General features: G+C 70.6%; 19 protein-coding genes. 1 reads left to right on the forward strand and 18 read right to left on the reverse strand.

Going from position 1 to position 19,021, the window contains the following annotated elements; all coding sequences use genetic code 11:
• Positions 1 to 147: 147 nt before the first annotated feature.
• Positions 148 to 1,428, reverse strand: a complete 1,281-nt coding sequence (locus tag BLT59_RS16345) for a UxaA family hydrolase (RefSeq protein ID WP_091782340.1) — start codon at positions 1,426 to 1,428, stop codon at positions 148 to 150.
• A 7-nt stretch (positions 1,429 to 1,435) separates the two neighbouring features.
• Positions 1,436 to 1,753 (reverse strand): UxaA family hydrolase, encoded by a 318-nt coding sequence (locus tag BLT59_RS16350; protein ID WP_010685100.1) that lies wholly within the window; start codon positions 1,751 to 1,753, stop codon positions 1,436 to 1,438.
• A gap of 634 nt (positions 1,754 to 2,387) precedes the next feature.
• On the opposite strand from BLT59_RS16350, the gene BLT59_RS16355 reads away from it, so the two are divergent.
• The gene (locus BLT59_RS16355) at positions 2,388 to 3,134 is read left to right on the forward strand and encodes a sulfite exporter TauE/SafE family protein (protein WP_091782250.1); all 747 of its coding nucleotides are present in this window, start codon (positions 2,388 to 2,390) and stop codon (positions 3,132 to 3,134) included.
• 18 nt (positions 3,135 to 3,152) lie between these two features.
• Here the strand turns inward: BLT59_RS16355 and BLT59_RS16360 are convergent, their stop codons facing one another.
• From BLT59_RS16360 to BLT59_RS16440, 16 genes are all read right to left on the reverse strand, one after another.
• Positions 3,153 to 4,157, reverse strand: coding sequence for an ABC transporter substrate-binding protein (locus BLT59_RS16360; protein WP_091782253.1), 1,005 nt, complete (start codon positions 4,155 to 4,157; stop codon positions 3,153 to 3,155).
• A gap of 25 nt (positions 4,158 to 4,182) precedes the next feature.
• Positions 4,183 to 5,808, reverse strand: coding sequence for a thiamine pyrophosphate-binding protein (locus BLT59_RS16365; protein WP_091782255.1), 1,626 nt, complete (start codon positions 5,806 to 5,808; stop codon positions 4,183 to 4,185).
• Between the two features lie 13 nt (positions 5,809 to 5,821).
• Positions 5,822 to 7,546 carry an L-aspartate oxidase gene (locus BLT59_RS16370; protein ID WP_091782259.1) on the reverse strand — a complete coding sequence of 575 codons (1,725 nt, stop codon included), beginning with the start codon at positions 7,544 to 7,546 and terminating at the stop codon, positions 5,822 to 5,824.
• Positions 7,543 to 8,154, reverse strand: coding sequence for a fumarate hydratase C-terminal domain-containing protein (locus tag BLT59_RS16375; RefSeq protein ID WP_020094916.1), 612 nt, complete (start codon positions 8,152 to 8,154; stop codon positions 7,543 to 7,545). The genes BLT59_RS16370 and BLT59_RS16375 overlap by 4 nt, the downstream gene beginning before the upstream one ends.
• Before the next feature lie 10 nt (positions 8,155 to 8,164).
• Positions 8,165 to 9,037, reverse strand: a complete 873-nt coding sequence (locus tag BLT59_RS16380) for a fumarate hydratase (protein WP_091782262.1) — start codon at positions 9,035 to 9,037, stop codon at positions 8,165 to 8,167.
• Positions 9,038 to 9,078: 41 nt separating this feature from the next.
• Entirely contained in the window at positions 9,079 to 9,456 is a 378-nt protein-coding gene (locus BLT59_RS16385; protein ID WP_091782265.1) for a succinate dehydrogenase, cytochrome b556 subunit, read from the reverse strand.
• Positions 9,453 to 9,782, reverse strand: a complete 330-nt coding sequence (locus BLT59_RS16390) for a succinate dehydrogenase (RefSeq protein WP_091782268.1) — start codon at positions 9,780 to 9,782, stop codon at positions 9,453 to 9,455. Before BLT59_RS16390 ends, BLT59_RS16385 begins: the two co-directional genes overlap by 4 nt.
• Positions 9,779 to 10,531, reverse strand: coding sequence for a succinate dehydrogenase/fumarate reductase iron-sulfur subunit (locus BLT59_RS16395; RefSeq protein ID WP_091782271.1), 753 nt, complete (start codon positions 10,529 to 10,531; stop codon positions 9,779 to 9,781). Before BLT59_RS16395 ends, BLT59_RS16390 begins: the two co-directional genes overlap by 4 nt.
• Positions 10,528 to 11,550, reverse strand: a complete 1,023-nt coding sequence (locus BLT59_RS16400) for an ABC transporter substrate-binding protein (RefSeq protein WP_091782274.1) — start codon at positions 11,548 to 11,550, stop codon at positions 10,528 to 10,530. Before BLT59_RS16400 ends, BLT59_RS16395 begins: the two co-directional genes overlap by 4 nt.
• Positions 11,551 to 11,823: 273 nt before the next feature.
• Entirely contained in the window at positions 11,824 to 12,744 is a 921-nt protein-coding gene (locus tag BLT59_RS16405; protein ID WP_091782277.1) for an ABC transporter permease, read from the reverse strand.
• A complete protein-coding gene (locus BLT59_RS16410; RefSeq protein WP_091782280.1) occupies positions 12,737 to 13,507 on the reverse strand; it encodes an ABC transporter ATP-binding protein in 771 nt (256 codons plus the stop codon). The genes BLT59_RS16405 and BLT59_RS16410 overlap by 8 nt, the downstream gene beginning before the upstream one ends.
• 340 nt (positions 13,508 to 13,847) lie before the next feature.
• Positions 13,848 to 14,858: an alcohol dehydrogenase catalytic domain-containing protein gene (locus BLT59_RS16420; RefSeq protein WP_091782286.1), complete on the reverse strand. Its 1,011-nt coding sequence runs from the start codon at positions 14,856 to 14,858 to the stop codon at positions 13,848 to 13,850.
• Positions 14,859 to 14,883: 25 nt separating this feature from the next.
• Positions 14,884 to 15,651 carry an SDR family oxidoreductase gene (locus BLT59_RS16425; protein ID WP_091782289.1) on the reverse strand — a complete coding sequence of 256 codons (768 nt, stop codon included), beginning with the start codon at positions 15,649 to 15,651 and terminating at the stop codon, positions 14,884 to 14,886.
• A complete protein-coding gene (hisD, locus tag BLT59_RS16430) occupies positions 15,648 to 16,961 on the reverse strand; it encodes a sulfopropanediol 3-dehydrogenase (protein ID WP_091782291.1) in 1,314 nt (437 codons plus the stop codon). The genes BLT59_RS16425 and hisD overlap by 4 nt, the downstream gene beginning before the upstream one ends.
• A gap of 129 nt (positions 16,962 to 17,090) precedes the next feature.
• Complete coding sequence (locus BLT59_RS16435; RefSeq protein WP_091782293.1) at positions 17,091 to 18,197, reverse strand: ABC transporter substrate-binding protein; 1,107 nt, start codon at positions 18,195 to 18,197, stop codon at positions 17,091 to 17,093.
• A gap of 32 nt (positions 18,198 to 18,229) precedes the next feature.
• Positions 18,230 to 19,015, reverse strand: a complete 786-nt coding sequence (locus tag BLT59_RS16440) for an ABC transporter ATP-binding protein (RefSeq protein WP_091782296.1) — start codon at positions 19,013 to 19,015, stop codon at positions 18,230 to 18,232.
• Positions 19,016 to 19,021: the final 6 nt, after the last annotated feature.

Below are 19,021 nucleotides of genomic sequence, written 5' to 3' on the forward strand. Positions count from 1 at the left end.
TCCTCCAGAATGACGGGACGGAGGCCGCCGCGGTTTCGCCCGCGGTCGTGCGCTCCCTCATGGTCCTGACCCCGTGGCGTCGGGGCCGCGCCCGCGGACCGGATCGCGGTCCGCGGGCGCGGGACTGGTGAGTCCGCGACTTGCGCGTCAGGCGCTGCGGTAGAGCTTCGTCATCACGAACTCCCGGTGGCCGAGGGACTCGGCCGCCGTGAGCCGGCCGTTGGCGGTGCGCACCACCATGTCGATCAGCGCGTCGCCGGCCTGCGGGATGGTCATCTCGCGGGTGAGCACGCCCGAGACGTCGACGTCGATATGCTCGCCCATGGTCCGCACGGTCCGGGGATTGCCAGTGATCTTGATCACCGGGACGATCGGGTTGCCGATGACGTTGCCCTGACCGGTCGGGAAGGTGTGGACCACGTAGCCGGCCGCCGCCATCAGGGTGACGCACTCGGCCGCCGCCGAGGACGTATCCATGAAGTAGAGGCCCGGTCCCTTGGCGGGGGCCTCCGCGGGCTGCAGCGCGTCGATGAACCGGCACTCGTGGCCGATCTTCTCGAGGTTGCCGAGCGCCTTCTCCTCGATCGTGGTGAGTCCGCCCGCGATGTTGCCCTTGGTGGGCTGCGAGTCCGAGAGATCGTCGGTCTTGTGGGCCTCGATCACGTCGTCCTGGTAGGCCTTCCACATCGTGTACCACTTGTCGGAGATTTCGGGGCTGATCGCCCGCTCCCGACAGAGGTGCTCTGCGCCGGTGATCTCGGAGGTCTCGCCGAACACCCCGTAGATCCCGTGCGGGATCAGCTTGTCGTACATGTTGCCGACCGTGGGGCAGGAGGCGAGGCCCGTGGTGGTGTCGGACTCGCCGCACTTGGTCGAGACCCAGAGGTCGGCGATCGGGCATTCCTCGCGCTGGAGCTCGGTGGCCCACTGCACGAAGCGCTTGGCTTGGTAGCTCGCCTTGGCGACGATCGCAATGTCGCCGTGGCCCTCGATGCCGAAGCCGACCACCGGCTTGCCGGTCTTGGCGATGCCCTCGACCACGCGGTTGGTCCATTGGTCCTCGATGCCGATCACCACGACGGCGGCGACGTTCGGGTTCGAGCCGATACCGATCAGGGTGCGGAAGTGGAGGTCCAGATCCTCGCCGAACTGGAGCCGGCCGTAGGCGTGGGGCAGCGCCATCGTGCCCTTCACATTGTTGGCGACCGCCTCGCAGGCGGCGTTGGACAGATCGTCCAGCGGCAGGAGCACGACGTGGTTGCGCACGCCGACCCGGCCGTTCTCCCGGCGCCAGCCCATGAAGGTGGCGGCCTTGTAGTCCTGCGAGGCGCGCTTGGTCGCGAGCGCCTTGGTGGCGAACTGATCGGGCGCACCGCCGACGAAGGGGGTGGCGATCTCGTGTTCGAGCTGAGCGGCTTCCTTGAACATCGTCACCTCACCAGCGCTTCGTCTTGACGTTGTGGACATGGACGTGCTCGCCCTTGGCGACGTCCTTGATGACCTTGCCGATGTCCTGGCCGTACTTGATGGCCGTATCGCCGGCCTTCAGGTCGGTGAGCGCGACCTTGTGGCCGATCGGGATGTCGTGGCGGACATGGACCGCGAAGGTGGAGTCGTTCTCGGTGACCACCCCAAAGGCGTCGGTGTTCGCGCTCAGGCCCTCGATCACCGCGACGGCGACGTTGTCCTGGGGGGAATGGGCGAGAAGATGCGGCTTGCGGTGCCCCTCGCCGGACGCGGCGTGGCTGCTCATGCGGTCCTCCTAATAGCTGTCGTCGGCTTCTCGGCGGCGACTGGTCTTATATAAGATCCATGAGGCGGTGGACGTCAACGGGTGATTGAGTGGGGAGGTCGAATTCATTGTTCGAGGCGCGATCCGGCTCCGCGCGTCTCCCTCCCCCTCTGCGGGCTACGATATTCACACATCTACGCCGACGCGCTCTCCTCCCCTGGCAATTTCGGGCTTGCCCGGGATCGCTCGAGCTTGTGGGGAGGAGCTGGAGGTGGGGGTGGTGCAGGATCGAGCGCGCTGGCGCTTTCTGCTCCACCCCCACCCCTGGCCCCTCTCCACAAGATGGAGGGAAAAGCGCTTTGTTCAGAGAGGGTTGAGTGTCGGGCAGAGAAGCGTGAATCCGCAAGCCTCTGCGAGGGAAGGAGGGCGCGTGGCAGGTCTGGACTGCCTGTCCCATCGAGCGCACGAAGCGATCAGCGAGCGTCCGTCCGAGCAGTCTCCCAGATCTCTCGCGCGGCAAACACGCCTTGCTCCTCACGTGATGTCTTATATAAGTTACATATCATGAGCGGCTCGCCTTCGGCGGGACGCCGGCCGGGAGGACGAGGATGGGTAGCGCGCCTGCGCAGGGCATCGGCTGGGCCGGACGCCCGCGGTGAACGAGACACTCCTCCTCATCCTGTGTGTTGGCTGCGCCGGCGTGATCTCGGGCCTCACGGGCTTCGCCTTCGCGCTGATCGCCTCCGGCACGCTGCTGTCGATCCGCACGCCCGTCGAGGCGACCGCCCTGGTGCTCGTCTGCAGCATCCTCTCGCAGGTGATCTCGATCCTGCGGCTGCGCACCTGGCCGCCGCGGGGCACCGCCTTCGCGATGATCCTGCCCGGCCTCGTCGGGGCGCCGATCGGCATCCACCTGCTGCACGATCTGGACCCGCGCTTCATCAAGGTCGCCATCGGCGCCTTCCTGGTCCTCTACAGCGGCGGCATCGCCCTGCTGCGCGCCGATTACCGGGTGGGCTTCGGCAATCGCTGGAGCGACGGTGCGATCGGCTTCCTCGGCGGCGTGCTGGGCGGCATCGCGGGGCTGTCCGGGGCCCTGCCGACGGCCTGGAGCCTCGTGCGCGGCTGGGATCCGCGCACCCAGCGGGCGGTCTACCAGTCCTTCACCCTGGTGATGCAGGTCTGGGCCTTCTCGATCCTCGTCTACCTCGACCCGATCCCGCCCGAACTCGTCGGCGACTTGGCGCTGGCGCTGCCGGTGGTGCTGGTGAGCGTGCTCGCCGGGCTCTCGCTGTTCGCCCGGATCGACCAGCGGCGCTTCCGCACCCTCGTCCTGGCCCTGCTCGCGGCGATCGGGCTGACCACCACCGCGCTGGCGCTACCCGGCCTGCTGCAGGGTTGAGGCGGCCGCCTGGGCGGCTCAGCTCCCGGCCTTGTCGTGAACGCCCGCGAAGAACAGGTCCTTCCAGCTGTCCGGGCGGCGGCGGATCGTGCCGGTGCGGGCCATGAAGTCCGCGACCTTGCCGATGGCCCGGGGCGTCGCCGTGAAGGAGACCTGCGGGTCGTTCAGGATCTCGGTGATGAGGCCGACATCGCTCCCGTCGCGGGCGAGGCGCACGTAGGCGCGGGCCGCCTCCGCCTTGTCGGCCACGATCCCCGCGAGGGCCTCGTCGAGGGCGGCGCCGAACGCCTCGAAGACGCGGGGACTGGCCGCCGCGAAGGCCGCGGAGGCCCAGACGACGTTGAAGGTCGAGGGCTCGCCCAGGACGTCGAAGCTGTTGAGCACCGTGCGGATGCCGGGCCGGCGCAGCTCCAGCTCCTGGATCGGCGCGGCGGTGAAATGGGCCGTCACCTCGCTGCCCCCGAGGAGCGCTGCCATTCCGTCGGGATGGGAGAGGGTGATGGTGAGCCGGTCGAGGTCGTTGCGATGGGCCGCGCCGAGCTCCTTCTCGGCCGCCATCTGCAGGAACATCGCTTGGACCGAGACCTTGACGGCGGGGAGCGCGATCTTGTCCCGGTCGGTGAAGTCGGCGAGCGTGCGCACCTTCGGGTTGCTGGAGTTCATCAGGAGCGGCATGCTGTTCATCGCCGCCACGCCCTTCACCGCCATGGCGGTGCCCTCGGTCTTCGACCAGAGCAGCACGAGGGGCGGCACGCCACCGGCCGCGAACTGGATCTGCCCGGAGAGCAGGGCGTCGTTCATCGCCGCGCCGCCCGCGAGGGTGAGGTAGCGGGCCTGGAGCCCCGCCACGCCGCGGGCGGCCGCGGCCTTCTGGAGCAGGCCCTGCTCCTCCATCAGCATCAGCGGCAGGTGGCCGAGGCTCGGCTGGCGGGCGATCGCCACCGCGCCGACCTCCTCGGCCCGCCCCGGGCCGGGGCTCGCCAGGAGCGCCGCAGCCCCCGCCAGAACGTCGCGTCTGCGCATGATCCCCCCTCCTAAGCGGTGTTCCTCAGCCGGGGCGGCGGATCGCCGGTGCCGCCACGCTCTCGATCGTCACGTTGATGCAGGCCGGCAGGCCGCTGGCCTGGGCCGCCTCAAGGGCCGCCGGGAGGGCGGCGGCCTCGGTGACCAGCGCGCCGAAGCCGCCGAGCGCCTGCACCACCGCGTCGTAGCGGGTCGGGAGCAGGTCGCAGTGGCGCGTCCGTCCGGGTCCGTAGCTGCGCAGCTGGATCTGGTGCTCGGCGTTCCAGCGCGCGTCGTTGCCCACCACCGCGATGAACGGGATCCGATAGCGCACGGCCGTGTCGAACTCGGCCATGTGGAAGCCGAAGGTGCCGTCGCCCAGCACCGCGACCACCGGGGCGCCGGGGCGCTCCAGCGCGGCGGCGATCGCGAAGGGGATCGACGCGCCGATCGTGCCCGAGACGCCGTTGATCAGCCGGCGCCCGGCGCGGACCAGGGCCTGCGGCCACTGGCCGATCTCGCCGCCGTCGCAGATCAGCGTGCCGTCCGGATAGCGTTCCAGGAAAGCGTCGACCGCCCGGCACAATTCCACCGGGTGCAGGCGCCCGTCGGTCCCGCGCAGATCCGCCCAGCCGGGGGGCCGGTAGGCTAGGGCAGCCCGCGCCTCCCGGTGCCAAGCGTCCCGGCGGGGGAGGGCGGTGCCGCGGGCGGTCAGCGCCGCCAGCACCGGCCGTGGATCGGCGAGGCCCGAGACGGCGAAGCGGTCGGCCGGCGCGCGGGCGAGGAGCGCCGGATCGGGATCGACGAGGGCGAAGCGGCAGTCGGGCGCGAGGGCAGGGGCCGCGCCGAAGCGCAGGGTGAAGTCGAGCGGCTTGCCGAGGAGCACGAGGAGATCGGTCCGCGCCAGGACCTCGGCGAAGGCGCCGAGCGCCGGATCGTTGATCCCGCGTGGGCTCTCCATGCCGACGACCGGCAGGCCGAGCGTCTCCTCCAGCGCCGCCATGGCGGCCCGGCCGGAGGCGTCGCACAGGGCCGGGCCGCACACAATGAGCGGCCGTTCCGCCTCGGCCAGGGCGGCGCGCAGGTCGGCCACGAGGTCCGGCGCCGGCTCGGCGGCCCGGATGGCCGCCGCGGCCCGGTCCGGGATCCGCACCGAGGCGGCGGGGACGGACTTGTCCAGCAGGTCGACCGGCAGGCTGAGATGGACCGGGCCGGGCCGCCCCTCGCGGGCGATCCGGAAGGCCCGGGCGAGGTCCGGCCCGAGCGCCGCGACCGACCCGGCGGTCCAGGCCGCCTTGGTCATCGGCCGGGCGATGTCGGCCTGGGCCAGCTCCTGGAAGGCGCCCCGCCCGAGCTCGGACAGGCCCGCATGGCCCGAGAGCAGCAGCACGGGCGAATCCGCCGCAAGCGCCGTGGTGAGCGCCGCCGCGCCGTTGGTGTGGCCCTGTCCGCCCGTGACCAGAGCGACGCCGACCTCGCCGGTCAGCCGGCCCCAGGCATCGGCCATGTGGACGCAGGCCGCCTCCTGGCGGGTGTGGACGAGGCTGATCCCGGTCTCCAGTAGGGCGTCGAAGACCGGCATGATGTGGTTGCCGGAGAGTGTGAAGATCCGGGTGACGCCGAGCGCCTCCAGGGCCCGGGCCACGATGTCGGCGCCGCGCAGGGTCTGCATGGTTCAAGCCCCCTCAGGCGGCCGCGTCGAGGAGGGAGCCCCCCGGCCGGACATGGGTGAAGTGCACCGGCTCCATCGCGAGGTCGAGGGCGCCGCCGCGCTGGCGCACCACGGTGAAGTGCGAGGTCGCGAGATCCGAGGTCTCCGGGAAGTCCTCGCGGAAGTGGGCGCCGCGGCTGTCGGTGCGGGCGAGCGCCGCCCGGGCGACCGCCTGCGAGACCAGGACGAGGTTCTCAAGGTTCAGCCGGTCCATCCAGGTGAGCGCGTAGCGGCGGTCGCCGTCCGGCGCGCCGGCCCGGGCGACCGCGTCGGAGAGGCCGTCGAGAGTGGCGAGCGCCCGGGTCAGCCCGGCCGCGTCCCGCAGGATGCCGACATCGGCCCACATCGTCTCGTAGAGCGCCTCGCGGATCTCCGGCAGCGACTCCGCTGGCCGGCCGAGCGGGCCGTAGGCGCGGGCGAGGCCCGCCTCGATGGCGGCGGGATCGGGCTCGGCGAGGCGACCCTCGCGCGTCACGGCCCGCGCCATGGACTGGCCGGCGAGCCCCCCGAATACCGTGGAGTTCGCCACGCCGTTGCCACCCAGCCGGTTCGCCCCGTGGACGCCGCCGGTGTCCTCGCCGGCTGCGAAGAGGCGCGGCAGCGCGGTGGTGCAGTCGACGGCGAACTGAAGGCCGCCCATCATGTAATGGGCGGTGGGGATGACCTCGACGAGCCCGCCCGCGAGGTCGAAGCCGCAATCGGCGCAGCGCTCGACCATGCCCTTGAACCGGCGGCGCACGTCCTCGGGCCCGAGGTGGCTCATCTGGATGTGGACGCCCCCACTCGGCGTGGCGAAGCCCTCGCGCAGCCGCCGCATGATGGAGCGGCTGACCACGTCCCGGGTCGCCCGCTCGGCCCGCGTGTCGTAGGCCTCCATGAAGCGCTGGCCGGTGGAATCGAGGAGCCAGCCGCCGGCCCCGCGCAGGCCCTCCTCCAGCACCGTCCCGGTCATGCGGGTGCCGGCGCCGGCGAGCAGCCCGGTCGGGTGGAACTGAACCATCTCCATGTCGCGTAAGGGGAGCCCGGCGCGCAACGCCATGGCGAGCCCGTCGCAGGACTTGTCGCCGGAGGGCGTGTGGTACTTGTACATGGTCGGCCCGCCGCCGGTGGCGAGCAGCACGGCCTTGGCCCGCACCAGCTTCGGTTCGCCGGTGCGCATGTCGAGCATCAGCACGCCCGCCAGTCCCGATCCGTCCCGGGCCGGGATCAGCTCCAGGGCGCGGTGGTCCTCCAGGCGGCGCACGTTCCGGCGCCAGACCTGCTCGGACAGGCGGTTGATGATCTCGATGCCGGTGAGGTCGCCCTTATGCACCGTCCGGTCGAAGGTCTGACCGGCGAACGCCTTCTGGTGGACGCTGCCGTCCGGGTTGCGGTCGAAGAAGCAGCCGAGCTCGGTCTCCAGCTCGCGGATCCGCACCTGCGCCTCGGTGACGAGCGTCCAGGCGAGCGCTTGGTCGTTCAGCCACTTGCCGCCCTCGATCGTGTCCATGAAGTGCCGCTCGACCGAGTCGCCCGGCGCCAGCGCGACGTTGTAGCCGCCCTGGACCATGCGGGTGCAGCCGCATTTCCCCAGCAGACCCTTCACCGCGACGGTGACGTCGAGGTCGGGCGCGACCTTCTTGGCATGGAGCGCCGCGAACAGCCCGGCCCCGCCGGAGCCGAGGATCAGGATGTCGGTCTCGACCGGCTCGGGGCTCATCGTGCGTCTTCCAGGGAGGCGATGACGGCATCGCGCCGAGCGGCCACGTCGCGCTGCACGTCGGCGAAGAGCGAGCCGCCGTGGGAATCCATCCCCACCAGCAGCGGCCCAAAATCACGGATCGCGAACTGCCACAGGCTCTCGGGGTGGAGGTCGTCGAGGTCGACGTCCACGATGGTCTCGATCCAGGTGGTCTCCAGCGCCGCCGCGCCGCCGACGATCGCCAGATAGGCGCCGCCGCGCCGGGCGAAGGCGTCGAGGGTCGCCGGTCCCATGCCGCCCTTGCCGACGATGAGGCGCACGCCCTCCCGCTCCATCAGCGCGTCGGTGAAGCGCTCCATGCGCATCGACGTGGTGGTGCCGATGCAGAACGGCGCGAAGCCGACCGGCGCCTCGTTGGAGACCGGGACGCGGTGGACGTTCGGCGCGGTGTGGATCACCGCGTGGCCGTTGAGGTCGAGCCGGGTGCGGCGGTCCCGGTCGAACATGTGGATCAGGGTCGCGTCGCGGATGCCGAACAGCCAGCGCCGCAGGGTGACGGTGTCGCCGATCCGGAGCGCCCGGATCTCGGCCTCGCCGGCCGGCATATCGAGGACGTGGTGGGCCACGGTCTGCTCCTCAATCGAACGCGATGCCGCCGGGCGTGAGCGTCGCGCGGGCGCGGCGGGCCGAGTGGCACTGGATGTTCACGGCGACCGGGTTCTGGGTGATGTGGGTCGCGGCGAGTTCAACATGGACGGCGAAGCTCGTGGAACGGCCCCCGAGCCCCTGCGGGCCGATGCCCAATTCGTTCACCGCCCGCGACAGCTCGGCCTCGATCCGGGCGCCTTCGGGATCGGAGCAGACGGAGCGCAGCGGCCGGGTCGCCGCCACCTTGGCGAGGTGCATGCACAGGTCCGAGGTGCCCCCGAGCCCTACGCCCACGATGGTCGGCGGGCAGACCCGGCCGCCTAGCTCGATGACCCGGTCGATGACGAAACGCTTGGCCGCGCCGATCCCGTCCGAAGGCAGCAGCATCTGCAGGAAGGATCCGTTCTCGGAGCCGGAGCCCTTCGGGATCATCTCGACGGCCACGGTCTCGGGCCGGTCGTCGAAATCGACGTGGATGATCGGCACGCGGATGCCGCAGGAGGTCTGCTCGTTCTTGCGGGTGATCGGGTGGACCACCGAGGAGCGCAGGGAGAACTCCTTCGTGGCCCGCTCGCAGCCGCGCCGGATCGCGGCCTTCAGGGCGGCGCCGTCGAAGCGCACGTCGGCGCCGATCACGACGTTGTAGATCGGGATGCCGGTATCCTGGCAGAGGATATTTTTCGTGCGTTCCGCGACCGCGACGTTCTCCACCATCGTTTCGAGGATGGCGCGGCCGGTGGCGCTGGTCTCGGCCCGCTGCAGGTCGGCGAAGCCGGTCTTGATGTCGGGCGGCAGGATCTTCAGGGCGCGGACGTAGAGGTCGCGGCAGACCTCCTCGAATTCGCGGATGTCGAGATCCATGGCGGGTCTCCGCTGGCGAGGACGATGGGCAGGGGCGACGGTCAGGCCCCGCTGAGAAGGAATAGGAGGCCGACCGCGAAAGCGGTCGCAAGGCAGCCCGACACGACAAGGGCATTGCGCTCGCGGAAGCGCAGCCACTCGATGGCGAGGACCCGCAGGCCGAACGCCATGTGGACGGCGAGCGCGCAGACGAGGCCCCATTCGGCCGTGCGGACGAAGCCGTTATGGGTGAGGCCGAGGAAGCTCTCCAGCCGGTCGGCACCCTGGAGCGCGGTGCCGAGCGCAATGAAGTGCATCGGCAGGAACAGCGCCAGGGCGATCCCCGAGAGCCGGTGGATCAGCGCGGCGGCAAAGCCGGGCCTGCGCAGGGACGCGCGGGTGATGCCGGTCCGCCCGGCCGTGCTCGTGGCGGTCCTCATGCTACATACACCGCGAGTGCCGCACGCAGGCCCAGACCGGCGAGCAGGGCCGAGAGGGCGATCATGGCGAAGTCGAGGGAGCGGCCGCGCCAGCCGGTCCACTCGCGCAGGATGCTGCGCAGGCCGATCGGGGCGTGGATCGCGGCGGCCAGAACGAAGACCGCGTAGAACAGCAGGAAGGCGAGGTTGCCGTGCGTCCGGCCCAGGATCTCGCCCGCCGTGAGCCCGCCGCGCACCGCGTAGAGGATCGTGCCGAGATGGACCGCGACCGTGACCGCCAGGATCGCCGCGGTGCCGCGCTGGGCGAGATACAGGAGCGAGCTCATCCGCGCCTCCAGAACCGGCGCAGCGCCGCCTTGCCGGTCTCGCGCTTCAGGCCCGCGATCGAGAAGGTCGGGCTCAGGCCCTTCGGGCAGTGCTCGGTGCAGCTCATGTGGCTGTGGCAGGAATGGCAGCCGGCATCGCCCGCCACCGCGACGAGCCGATCCCGGTCGCGGTCGCGCACGTCGTTGACCAGCGTCCAGGCCCGGTTGAGGGCCGCCGGCCCGAGATAGTCGGGGTTCCACGTCACCAGATCGCAGGCGGCGTAGCAGACGCCGCAATTGATGCACTCGATGCCGGCATCGACCTCCTGGCGGGCGGGCGAACTCGGCGCGACCGTCGCGAAATCGTCGGGCGGGTTCTCGCCCGGCTCGAAATAGCCATGGGCCCGGCGCCACTTCTCGAAGAAGGGCTCCATGTCGACCGCGAGATCCTTCACCACCGGCAGGTTGCGCAGGGGCTCGAGGGTCAGCACCCCGTCCGGCGCCACCGCGGCGACCCGGGTGCGGCAGGTCCAGCGCGGACGCCCGTTCACCGTCATGCCGCAGGAGCCGCACATGCCGACCCGGCAGGCGAAGCGGTAGGCGAGCGTCGGGTCCTGGTCGCGCTGGATCTCGGTTACGACGTCGAGCACCGTCTGGTTGGCCCGGCGCGGCACCACGTAGTCCGCGACCCCGTCGCCGCGCTGGACCCGCACCCGCAGCGCCTCGGTGGCGCTCAGCCCGACGGCGGCGTGATCGACGGGGGCCGTCACCGCGTGGCCTCCTTCGGGGCATCGCCCGCCGCCGGCGCGGGGAAGAATAGCTCGGCGTCGCTGGAGGCCGTGGCGGAGACCAGTCCGGCGCGGTTCATGTACGCGAGATAGTCGGTCATGCGCTGGGGCTTAGTGGTCCAGGCATTCTGCGGGGCGCGGATGAGGGCTTCCGCCTCCTCCGGCGAGATGTTCGCGCCTTCCGCCTTGATCCAGAGCGCAGCGGCCTTCGCGGGATCGTCCCGGATCAGCTTCAGGCTGTCCTCCAGGGCCGCAAGGAAGGACGCGGTGACCTTGGGATTGGCCGTGACGAAGCGGCTGGAGGCCCAGACGAGGTTGAAGGTGTGGGGACCGCCCATGACGTCGTAGCTGTCGAGCACCTTGTGCGCTCGCGGGTCCTTCAGCTCCATCTCCTGGAAGGGCGGGGAGCCGAAATGCGCCGTGATCTCCGAGCGGCCACCCATCAGGGCGGTCTGCGCGTCCGGGTGCCCCATCGACACGGTGAGCGGATCGAGCTTGGCCTGCTGGCCGGGCCCGAAGGCCTTCTCGGCGGCCATCTGCAGGGTGATCGCCTGAATCGAGGTCTTGGCGGTCGGCAGCGCGATCTTGTCCTGGGAGCCGAAGTCCTTGATCGACTTGACCGCGGGATTGGTGGTCACCAGCCAGAGCGGCATCGCGTTCAGCGCCGCCACGCCCTTGACCTTTATGTTCCCCTGGGTCCGGCCCCAGATCGTCAGGAACGGGCCCACGCCGCCCGAGGCGAAGTCGAGGTTGCCGGAGAGCAGGGCCTCGTTCATCCCCGAGCCGCCGGTGAACCGCAGCCACTCAGCCTTCAGGTCGAGGCCGCGCCCCTTGGCCTGCTTTTCGAGCAGGCCCTCCTCCTCCATCACCGTCAGCGGCAGGTAGGAGATCCCGAACTGTTTGGCGAGTCGGACGGTCGAGACCTCGGCGCGGGCGGCGCCGATCGTCACGCACAGGGCCGCGACCGTCCCGACGAGCCGGATGATGCCCCGTGCCGTCATGGCGTTCCTCACCGGTTGTTGCGCCGCTCTTGTCTCTCGCGAGTTCGTCGGCGTCGGGTCGAGGATACGCCCGGCGCGAAGTCTGTCAACACTCATGTGTCATATACATGACTTGCCCCGCACCCGGAAGGCGGGGAGGGCGTCCGACTGCGCGCGATCACCCGCAGATGGACTGAGCGAAAGCGCGCCTTGAACGGCTCGACGAGCGCGCCGCGAAGTCACCGCGCGCGGAGTGCGAAGTTCGCGCCGGACGACCGGCCTGCCACCCGCCGCTCAGGCCTGCATGCCCCAGCGCTGAACCGTGCGCCGCTCAATCGTCTGGAAGATCAGGTTCTCGACGACGAGGCCGATCAGTATGACGGTGAGCAGCCCGGCGAACACGTTCGGGATGTCGAGCATGTTCTTGTTCTCGAAGATGAACCAGCCGAGCCCGCCCGCCCCGGACGACACCCCGAAGACCAGCTCGGCCGCGATCAATGTGCGCCACGCGAACGCCCAGCCGACCTTCAGGCCGGTGAGGATCGACGGGAAGGCCGCCGGGATCAGGATCTTGCCGATCAGCCGCGGACCGGACAGCCCGTAATTGCGGCCGACCATCTTCAGCGTCCGGCTCACCGACAGGAAGCCCGAATGGGTGTTCAGCGCGATCGCCCAGGTCACCGAGTGGATGAGGACGAAGATCAGGCTGCCGTTGCCCAGGCCGAACCAGATCAGCGCCAGCGGCAGCAGCGCGATCGCCGGCAGCGGATTGAACATCGAGGTCAGCGTCTCGAGAAAGTCGGTCCCGATCCGCGACGCGATGGCGATGCCGGTGAGCACGGTCGCCAGGGCGACGCCCGCGGCGTAGCCCATCAGCAGGACCTTGAGCGAGGTCCAGGCCCGGGCCGGCAGCGTGCCGTCGGCGATGCCCCGGAAGAAGGCCTCCACCGTCGCCGAGAAAGTCGGGAACAGGAGGTCGTTGTCGAGGTAGCGCCCGTAAGCCTCCCAGATTCCGGCCAGGAGGACGAGGATCACGATCTTGCGCAGCCACGCCTGGTTGTAGAGCCGCTCGGCGACCGACAGGGGCTTCTCCACCACCGTGGCGCCGTGGGCGTGGCCGGTCTCGCGCACGATCTCGGGCCGGCTCGGCTCCGCGGCGGACGGGCGCGCGGGTGCGGCGCGCGGCAGGCCGGTCAGGACGGGCGCGCTAGACATTCTCCGCCTCCTCAATCTCTTCCGAGAACAGCATCTGCTGGATCCGGTTCTCCAGCCCCATCGCGGCCTCCGGCGAGTCCGCGCTGTTGAGCTCCGCCTTCACCTCGCCGGGATGGGGCGAGAGCAGCAGGATGCGCGAGCCGACCTTGATCGCTTCCGGGATCGAGTGGGTGACGAACAGCACGGTGAAGCGCGTGCCCTCCCACAGCATCAGCAGCTCGTCCTGCATGCGCCGCCGGGTCAGGGCGTCGAGCGCCGCGAAGGGCTCGTCCATCAGCAGGATGTCGGGCTCCATCGCCATGCCGCGGGCGATGGCGACGCGCTGCTTCATGCCGCCCGAGAGGGTGTGCGGGTAGCTGTCGGCGAACTTCGTGAGATTGACCTTGTCGATGTACAGGTTCGCCCGCTCCAGGGCCGCGCGGCCTTTCAGCCGGCCGGAGGCTTCGAGGGCGAAGACCACGTTCTGCCGGACCGTCTTCCAGGGCAGGAGCTGGTCGAATTCCTGGAACACCATCATCCGGTCGGGGCCGGGCTCGGTCACGGGCCGGCCCTTGAGCCGGATCTCGCCCTCGGTGGGGGCCATGTAGCCGCCCACCGCCTTGAGCAGGGTCGACTTCCCGCAGCCCGAAGGCCCGAGCAGCACGAACCGGTCTCCGGGCCAGACCCGGAAGCTCACCCGGTAGGTGGCCGTGACGAGGTGATCGGGCGTCTTGTAGCGGAGCGTGACGCCGTCGACCTCCAGAAGAGGCTGACCCGTGTCCATCCATCCTCCCTGGCGCCGCGGCTTGGGCCGCCTGTCGACGCGACCGTACCGCGCTCTGGTCTGTGTCTCAGCCGTCCTGCGCTCTTCCCGGCGCTTCTCCAGCCACGCGCAACGAACTCCCGTCCGCGTACGGCGTCGCGATCTCGCCAAGATAATGCATCATATATAAGACATCTGGCAACAGCAGCGTGTCCCGTGAGCGGTCGATCAGCACTCGCCCGGGCGCAGGCCCCGCCTGCATGGGGACGGGCTCCGCCTGCACGAGGATCGCGTTCGCCGGTGGAAGCCGCCGTCGTGGGTCCGGCTTCGGCTACGACCCTCGTTCGTGCGACGCTTATTCTCAAGCCGGCGTGTTCGGACGCAGGATCAGCTTCGGCGCGGCGACGCGACTTGCATCCATGTCGGCGAAGGCAACCGCGCCCGCGACGAGAGGGCGTTCCTCGACCCAATCGAGAGAACCCAGCCGGCCATCCGCGAGGGCCTCAACCACATCGCGGAACTCCTGCATCGTGTAGCAGTAGCTGCCCGAGAGCACGATTTCCTGAAGCGTGATCTTGCGAACGTCCAGCCCCCGCTCGCCGGGGAGAAGCCCGATATGCACGATGACCGCCCCTGGCCGGGCGAGCTGGCTCGCCTTGGCCCGCGTCGCGTCGCTGCCGACGGCATCGAGTATCAGGTCGGCGCTGTCGGGACCCGGACCTTCGGCATCGTCGGGCGCTCGGCAGCGGGCCGTCGGGAGGCCGCGCGCGGCTTTGGTGCGCCGCTCGGGATTCGGCTCGATGATGACCACATCGCCGGCACCCTGCATGGCCAGGACCAGACCCGACCCGAAACCGATTGCGCCGCCGCCCAGCACCACGCAACGCGCCCCCGCCAGAGGGCGGCCGAGAAGCCGCGCCCCCTGGTTGACGGCGTGGTAGGCGACGGCGAGCGGCTCGGCGAGGGCTGCGTGCGTGGTCGACAGCGCGTCCGGGATCGGTACGAGGCTCTTCTCGGGGACGCAGACGTAGTCCGCGAAGGCCCCTGGGCGCGGGGGCATCGAGAGGATCTGCCGGCTCGGGCACAGGTGCGTGCGCCCGGATTCGCACGCCGGGCAGTTTCCGCAGGTGACCAGCGGATTCACCGCCATGCGCGCGCCGGCCCGCGGCCCCTCCGCGACCCGTCCGGCGGCCTCGTGGCCGAGGATCAGCGGGGCGGGGCGCCGGGCATCGTGACCGTGATAGGCGTGCATGTCCGAACCGCAGATGCCGACCGCCTCGACCCGCACCAGCACCTCGCCGGCCCCCGGCACGGGAACCGGCACGTCGTCGACAATGAGCGCGTTCGGCCCGGTGTAGATCAGCGCTTTCATCGCGGGGCCTCGGACAGACGGGCGTTCATTTGGCGGTGAAACCCCCGTCGACCGGCAGCGTCTGCCCGGTGACGTAGGCGGATGCCTCGGAGGCGAGGAAGACCGCCGCGCCGTAGAGGTCGGTGAGTTCGCCATTGCGGCCGCAGGCCGTCTGCGAGGCGTTGCGGGCCGCGCGCTCGGAATCGGCGAACACCACCTGCGTCAACGGCGTGGGAAAGAAGCCGGGCGCGATCGCGTTGCAGGTCACGCCGCGCGCCGACCACGCTTCCGCGATGGCGCGGGTGAGCTGCACCACCGCCCCCTTGGCGGCCCCGTAGGGCGCGGAGTCCGGAAAGGCCCGGTAGGATTGCAGGGAGGCGACGTTGATGACGCGCCCGAATCCGCGGGCCGCCATCCCCGGCGCGAGGGCCTGGGTCAGCAGGAAGGGTGCGCGCACATGCAGAGCCATGTGAAGGTCGAAGGCCTCTGCCGTCACGGCCGCGAAGGGCTGGCGCAGGTTCATCCCCGCGGCGTTCACGAGGATGTCGACCGGTCGGCCGTCGAGCCGCGCGACGAGGTGGGCGACCGCGGCGGGCTCCGTGAGATCGGCGGGCAGGACCTCGCTGGCGATCGCCTCCGCCCGCAGGTCCTCGGCCGCCGCCGCGAGGTCGGCCTCGCGGCGGGCGGTCAGGATCAGCCCGGCCCCGGCGAGGCCCAGCGCGCGGGCCAGCGCCAGCCCGAGCCCGGAATTGCCCCCCGTCACCAGAGCCGTCCGCCCGGTAAGATCGAACAGCCGCGTCAGACGGAAGGTCATGCGGTCACCGCCTCGCCGAGATCGAGGCCATGGCCGGGGAAATACTTCGCGAGCCGGTGGTCGGCCGTGCGGGCATGGGCCTCCATGCCCTCCAGGCGCGAGATCCGGGCCGTGGCCTGGGCGATGGTCTTGCAGGCCTCCCGGTCCATGCGCTGCCACGTCAGCGGACGCAGGAACTTGTGCACGGACAGGCCGGCGGAATACCGGGCGGCGTACTTGGTCGGGAGGATGTGGTTCGGGCCGGAGGTCTTGTCGCCGAAGGCGACCGTGGTCTCCTCACCGAGGAACAGCGAACCGTAATTACTGAGCTGCGCGAGCCACCAGTCGAGGTCGGCGGCGTGGACCTCCAGATGCTCGCTCGCGTAGCGATCGGAGACGGCGACGATCTCCTCGCGGCTCCCGCAAACCACCACCTCGCCGTAGTCGCGCCACGCGGCGGCGGCCGCGTCCCGCGCCGTGGGCGGCAAGGCGTCGATCAGCGCCGGCATCCGCGCGATCACGTCGTCCGCGAGGGCACGCGAGGTGGTGAACAGCCAAGCCGGGCTCTCGTGTCCGTGCTCGGCCTGGCCAACGAGGTCCGAGGCCACGAGCGCCGGGTCGGCGGTCTCGTCGGCGATAATCCCGACCTCGGAGGGACCCGCGAAGACGTCGATCCCGACGCGGCCGAACAGCATCCGCTTGGCCTCGGCCACGAACTTGTTGCCCGGCCCGACGATGATGTCGGCGGGCTTGCCGGTGAACAGCCCGAAGGCCATCGCGGCGATCGCCTGGACGCCGCCCAGCGTCATGATCACGTCGGCGCCGGCCACCTGCATCGCGTAGAGCACGTAGGGGTGGATGCCCTCGCCGCGGAAGGGCGTCGAGCAGGCCACGACCGTCGGTACGCCTGCCGCCTTGGCGGTGGCCACCGACATGTAGGCCGAGGCGATGTGCGCATAGCGTCCGGTGGGCACGTAGCACCCCGCGACATTGCAGGGGACGAGCTTCTGGCCGGTGACGAGGCCCGGCACCAGTTCCACCGAGAAGTCCTGGACGCTGTCGCGCTGGGCCTCGGCGAAGCGCCGGACCTGTCCCGCCGCGAAGGCGATGTCCGCCTTGACGCGCTCGGGGATGTCCTTCGTGCGCCGGGCGATCTCCTCGGGGGTCACGACGATCTCGCCGGTCCAGCGGTCGAGGGAACGGGCATAGTCCCGTACCGCCTCCTCGCCCCTCGCCTCGATGGCGGCGAGCATCTCCGTCACGACCTGCCGCGCCGCGTCGGTCTCGGTCTCAGGCGTCTTGGTCGCCCGCTTCGCGTAGTCGATCGTCATGATCTCTGCCTCTTTACGGATGCCTCGAACGAATTCAGACGGCGCCCTTCGGGAGGGCGGAGCCGGGGTCCGCCACGGCGCGGGCTGGCCCCCTGGCGGCAGCGCTGCGCGCCCGGCGACCGCTCGCGCTCAGTGCGGGGCTGCGGCCGCGTCGAACTCCGTGGCGAAGGCCCGGAGCTTCGGATCGGCTGCGACGCGCTTCATGAAGGCGTCGTCGATGTATCCCTTGGCATCGGGCGCCTGCGCGATGGTGCCGACCTCGGCCATGAACGTGCCGATCCGCGAGAACCAGCCGTCGACCTGCGAGGGGCCGTCCGCGCGCGCCATCGCCTTGAGCTGCGCGTCGAGGGCGTAGGTCGGACGCAGCGCGAATTCCTGGTTGATGGCGTGGTCGGACGCCTCGACGCCGCCCTCGGCGTAGAAGCGCTTGGCCATGTCGTGCGCTTCCTTGGGATTCGCCTTGGCCCAGCCCCAGCCCCGGAGATAGACCGCGAGGAACTTGGCGACCGCGTCCGGATGCGCCTTGGCGAAGTCGGCGCGGGTGATCAGGGCGCCGGGCACCATGGCGTCGGCGTCGGCCCCGCTGCACAGAACCTGCGCGCTGGCCTTCTCCTCCAGCGTGTAGGTGTTCGGAGCCCAGACGCCGACCACATCGCCCGCGTCGGCGATCATCGCCGAGATGATCTGAGCCTGTCCGAGGTTGACGAAGCGCATCTCACGCGGGCCGAGGCCCCACTTCCGCAGGCAGGCGCGGGCGGCGTAATCGGCGGTGGAGTTGGTGGTGACGAGGAGCTTCTGTCCGGCGAGCTGCTTGGGATCCTTGAGGATCGCATCGTGCCGTGCGGCGCGCACCATCAGCGCGTTGGTCTTCGATTCGTCGTTGGTGAGGCCGATCGTCAGCAGGCCGAAGCGCGCCGCGCCAAGGATCGCCGGCACGGAACCGGTCCCGCCGACGTCCCAGGATCCCGCCTGCGCGGCGGCGACCTGGGGCGCGCCGGCCGGGAAGACGGCGAAGGTTGGCTCGAGGCCGACCTCCTTCCACCAACCCTTCTGCGTGGCGATGTAGAAGGGCAGCGCCCAGTAGAGCGACGGCTGATAGGACACACCGATCCGCTCGGGCTCCGCAGCCTTCACCCGCAGGGGCGGCGCGACCACCGGCGCCAGCGCCAGGACGCCGGCCAGGAGCCATGCCCGCCGCCGGCCGCCCCGGCACCCGTTCCCTCGAATCTCGGCCATGTCGCCTCTCCCTCGGATCGCGGACCGTCCGGTCATCGGGCGGCCGCCTTCTCTTCACGCAGCGATTTCCAGATGTGCGTCCGCAGATGGACGAACGATTCGAGGTCCATCACGTCCTCGATGCGGGCGTGCTCCTCCCAGCGTTCGGCTTCGCGGACCGCTTTGACGTCGATCATCTCCTTGATGCGCCCCGGGCGCTTGGTCATGACCGCGACCCGGTCGGCGAGGTAGACGGCCTCCTCGACGCCGTGGGTGATGAACAGGACGGTGCGCGGGTTCTTGCGCGCGAGGCGGACGAGTTCCTCCTGCATCACCACGCGGGTCTGCGCGTCGAGGGCGCCGAAGGGCTCGTCCATGAGGAGCACTTCGGGCTCGAGGACGTAGGCGCGGGCGATGGCGACGCGCTGCTGCATGCCGCCGGAGAGCTGGTGCGGGTAGGCGTTGGCGTGGCTCGAGAGGCCGATCATGTCGATCGCCGCGGCGACGCGCTCCTGGCGCTCGGCGGCGGGCATGCCCTTGTTGCGAAGCCCGAATCCGATGTTCTGCGTCACGGTCTTCCACGGGAACAGCGCGAACTGCTGGAACACCACGGCGCGGTCGGGACCCGGCTCGGTGACCGGCTGTCCGCCGACGGTGATCCGGCCGCCGGTCGGGGCCTCGAACCCGGCCGCGAGGCGCAGGCAGGTCGTCTTGCCGCAACCCGAGGCGCCGACGATGGCCACGAACTCGCGGTCGGCCACCGTGAGGTCGACGCCGTCGAGCGCCTTGACGTGGCTCCCGAAGCTCTTCTCGACCCGCTCGAACCGGATTGCGCTCATCGGATC

The organism is Methylobacterium sp. UNC378MF, from assembly GCF_900103195.1.
In the GTDB taxonomy this organism is placed as follows: Bacteria; Pseudomonadota; Alphaproteobacteria; order Rhizobiales; family Beijerinckiaceae; genus Methylobacterium.

What these genes read in the sequence shown, in the direction of transcription:
- BLT59_RS16345 (WP_091782340.1), bottom strand. Translation starts at nt 1,428, where the DNA reads ATGTTCAAGGAAGCCGCTCAGCTCGAACACGAGATCGCCACCCCCTTC.
- BLT59_RS16350 (WP_010685100.1), bottom strand. Translation starts at nt 1,753, where the DNA reads ATGAGCAGCCACGCCGCGTCCGGCGAGGGGCACCGCAAGCCGCATCTT.
- BLT59_RS16360 (WP_091782253.1), bottom strand. Translation starts at nt 4,157, where the DNA reads ATGCGCAGACGCGACGTTCTGGCGGGGGCTGCGGCGCTCCTGGCGAGC.
- BLT59_RS16365 (WP_091782255.1), bottom strand. Translation starts at nt 5,808, where the DNA reads ATGCAGACCCTGCGCGGCGCCGACATCGTGGCCCGGGCCCTGGAGGCG.
- BLT59_RS16370 (WP_091782259.1), bottom strand. Translation starts at nt 7,546, where the DNA reads ATGAGCCCCGAGCCGGTCGAGACCGACATCCTGATCCTCGGCTCCGGC.
- BLT59_RS16380 (WP_091782262.1), bottom strand. Translation starts at nt 9,037, where the DNA reads ATGGATCTCGACATCCGCGAATTCGAGGAGGTCTGCCGCGACCTCTAC.
- BLT59_RS16385 (WP_091782265.1), bottom strand. Translation starts at nt 9,456, where the DNA reads ATGAGGACCGCCACGAGCACGGCCGGGCGGACCGGCATCACCCGCGCG.
- BLT59_RS16390 (WP_091782268.1), bottom strand. Translation starts at nt 9,782, where the DNA reads ATGAGCTCGCTCCTGTATCTCGCCCAGCGCGGCACCGCGGCGATCCTG.
- BLT59_RS16400 (WP_091782274.1), bottom strand. Translation starts at nt 11,550, where the DNA reads ATGACGGCACGGGGCATCATCCGGCTCGTCGGGACGGTCGCGGCCCTG.
- BLT59_RS16405 (WP_091782277.1), bottom strand. Translation starts at nt 12,744, where the DNA reads ATGTCTAGCGCGCCCGTCCTGACCGGCCTGCCGCGCGCCGCACCCGCG.
- BLT59_RS16410 (WP_091782280.1), bottom strand. Translation starts at nt 13,507, where the DNA reads ATGGACACGGGTCAGCCTCTTCTGGAGGTCGACGGCGTCACGCTCCGC.
- BLT59_RS16420 (WP_091782286.1), bottom strand. Translation starts at nt 14,858, where the DNA reads ATGAAAGCGCTGATCTACACCGGGCCGAACGCGCTCATTGTCGACGAC.
- BLT59_RS16425 (WP_091782289.1), bottom strand. Translation starts at nt 15,651, where the DNA reads ATGACCTTCCGTCTGACGCGGCTGTTCGATCTTACCGGGCGGACGGCT.
- hisD (WP_091782291.1), bottom strand. Translation starts at nt 16,961, where the DNA reads ATGACGATCGACTACGCGAAGCGGGCGACCAAGACGCCTGAGACCGAG.
- BLT59_RS16435 (WP_091782293.1), bottom strand. Translation starts at nt 18,197, where the DNA reads ATGGCCGAGATTCGAGGGAACGGGTGCCGGGGCGGCCGGCGGCGGGCA.
- BLT59_RS16440 (WP_091782296.1), bottom strand. Translation starts at nt 19,015, where the DNA reads ATGAGCGCAATCCGGTTCGAGCGGGTCGAGAAGAGCTTCGGGAGCCAC.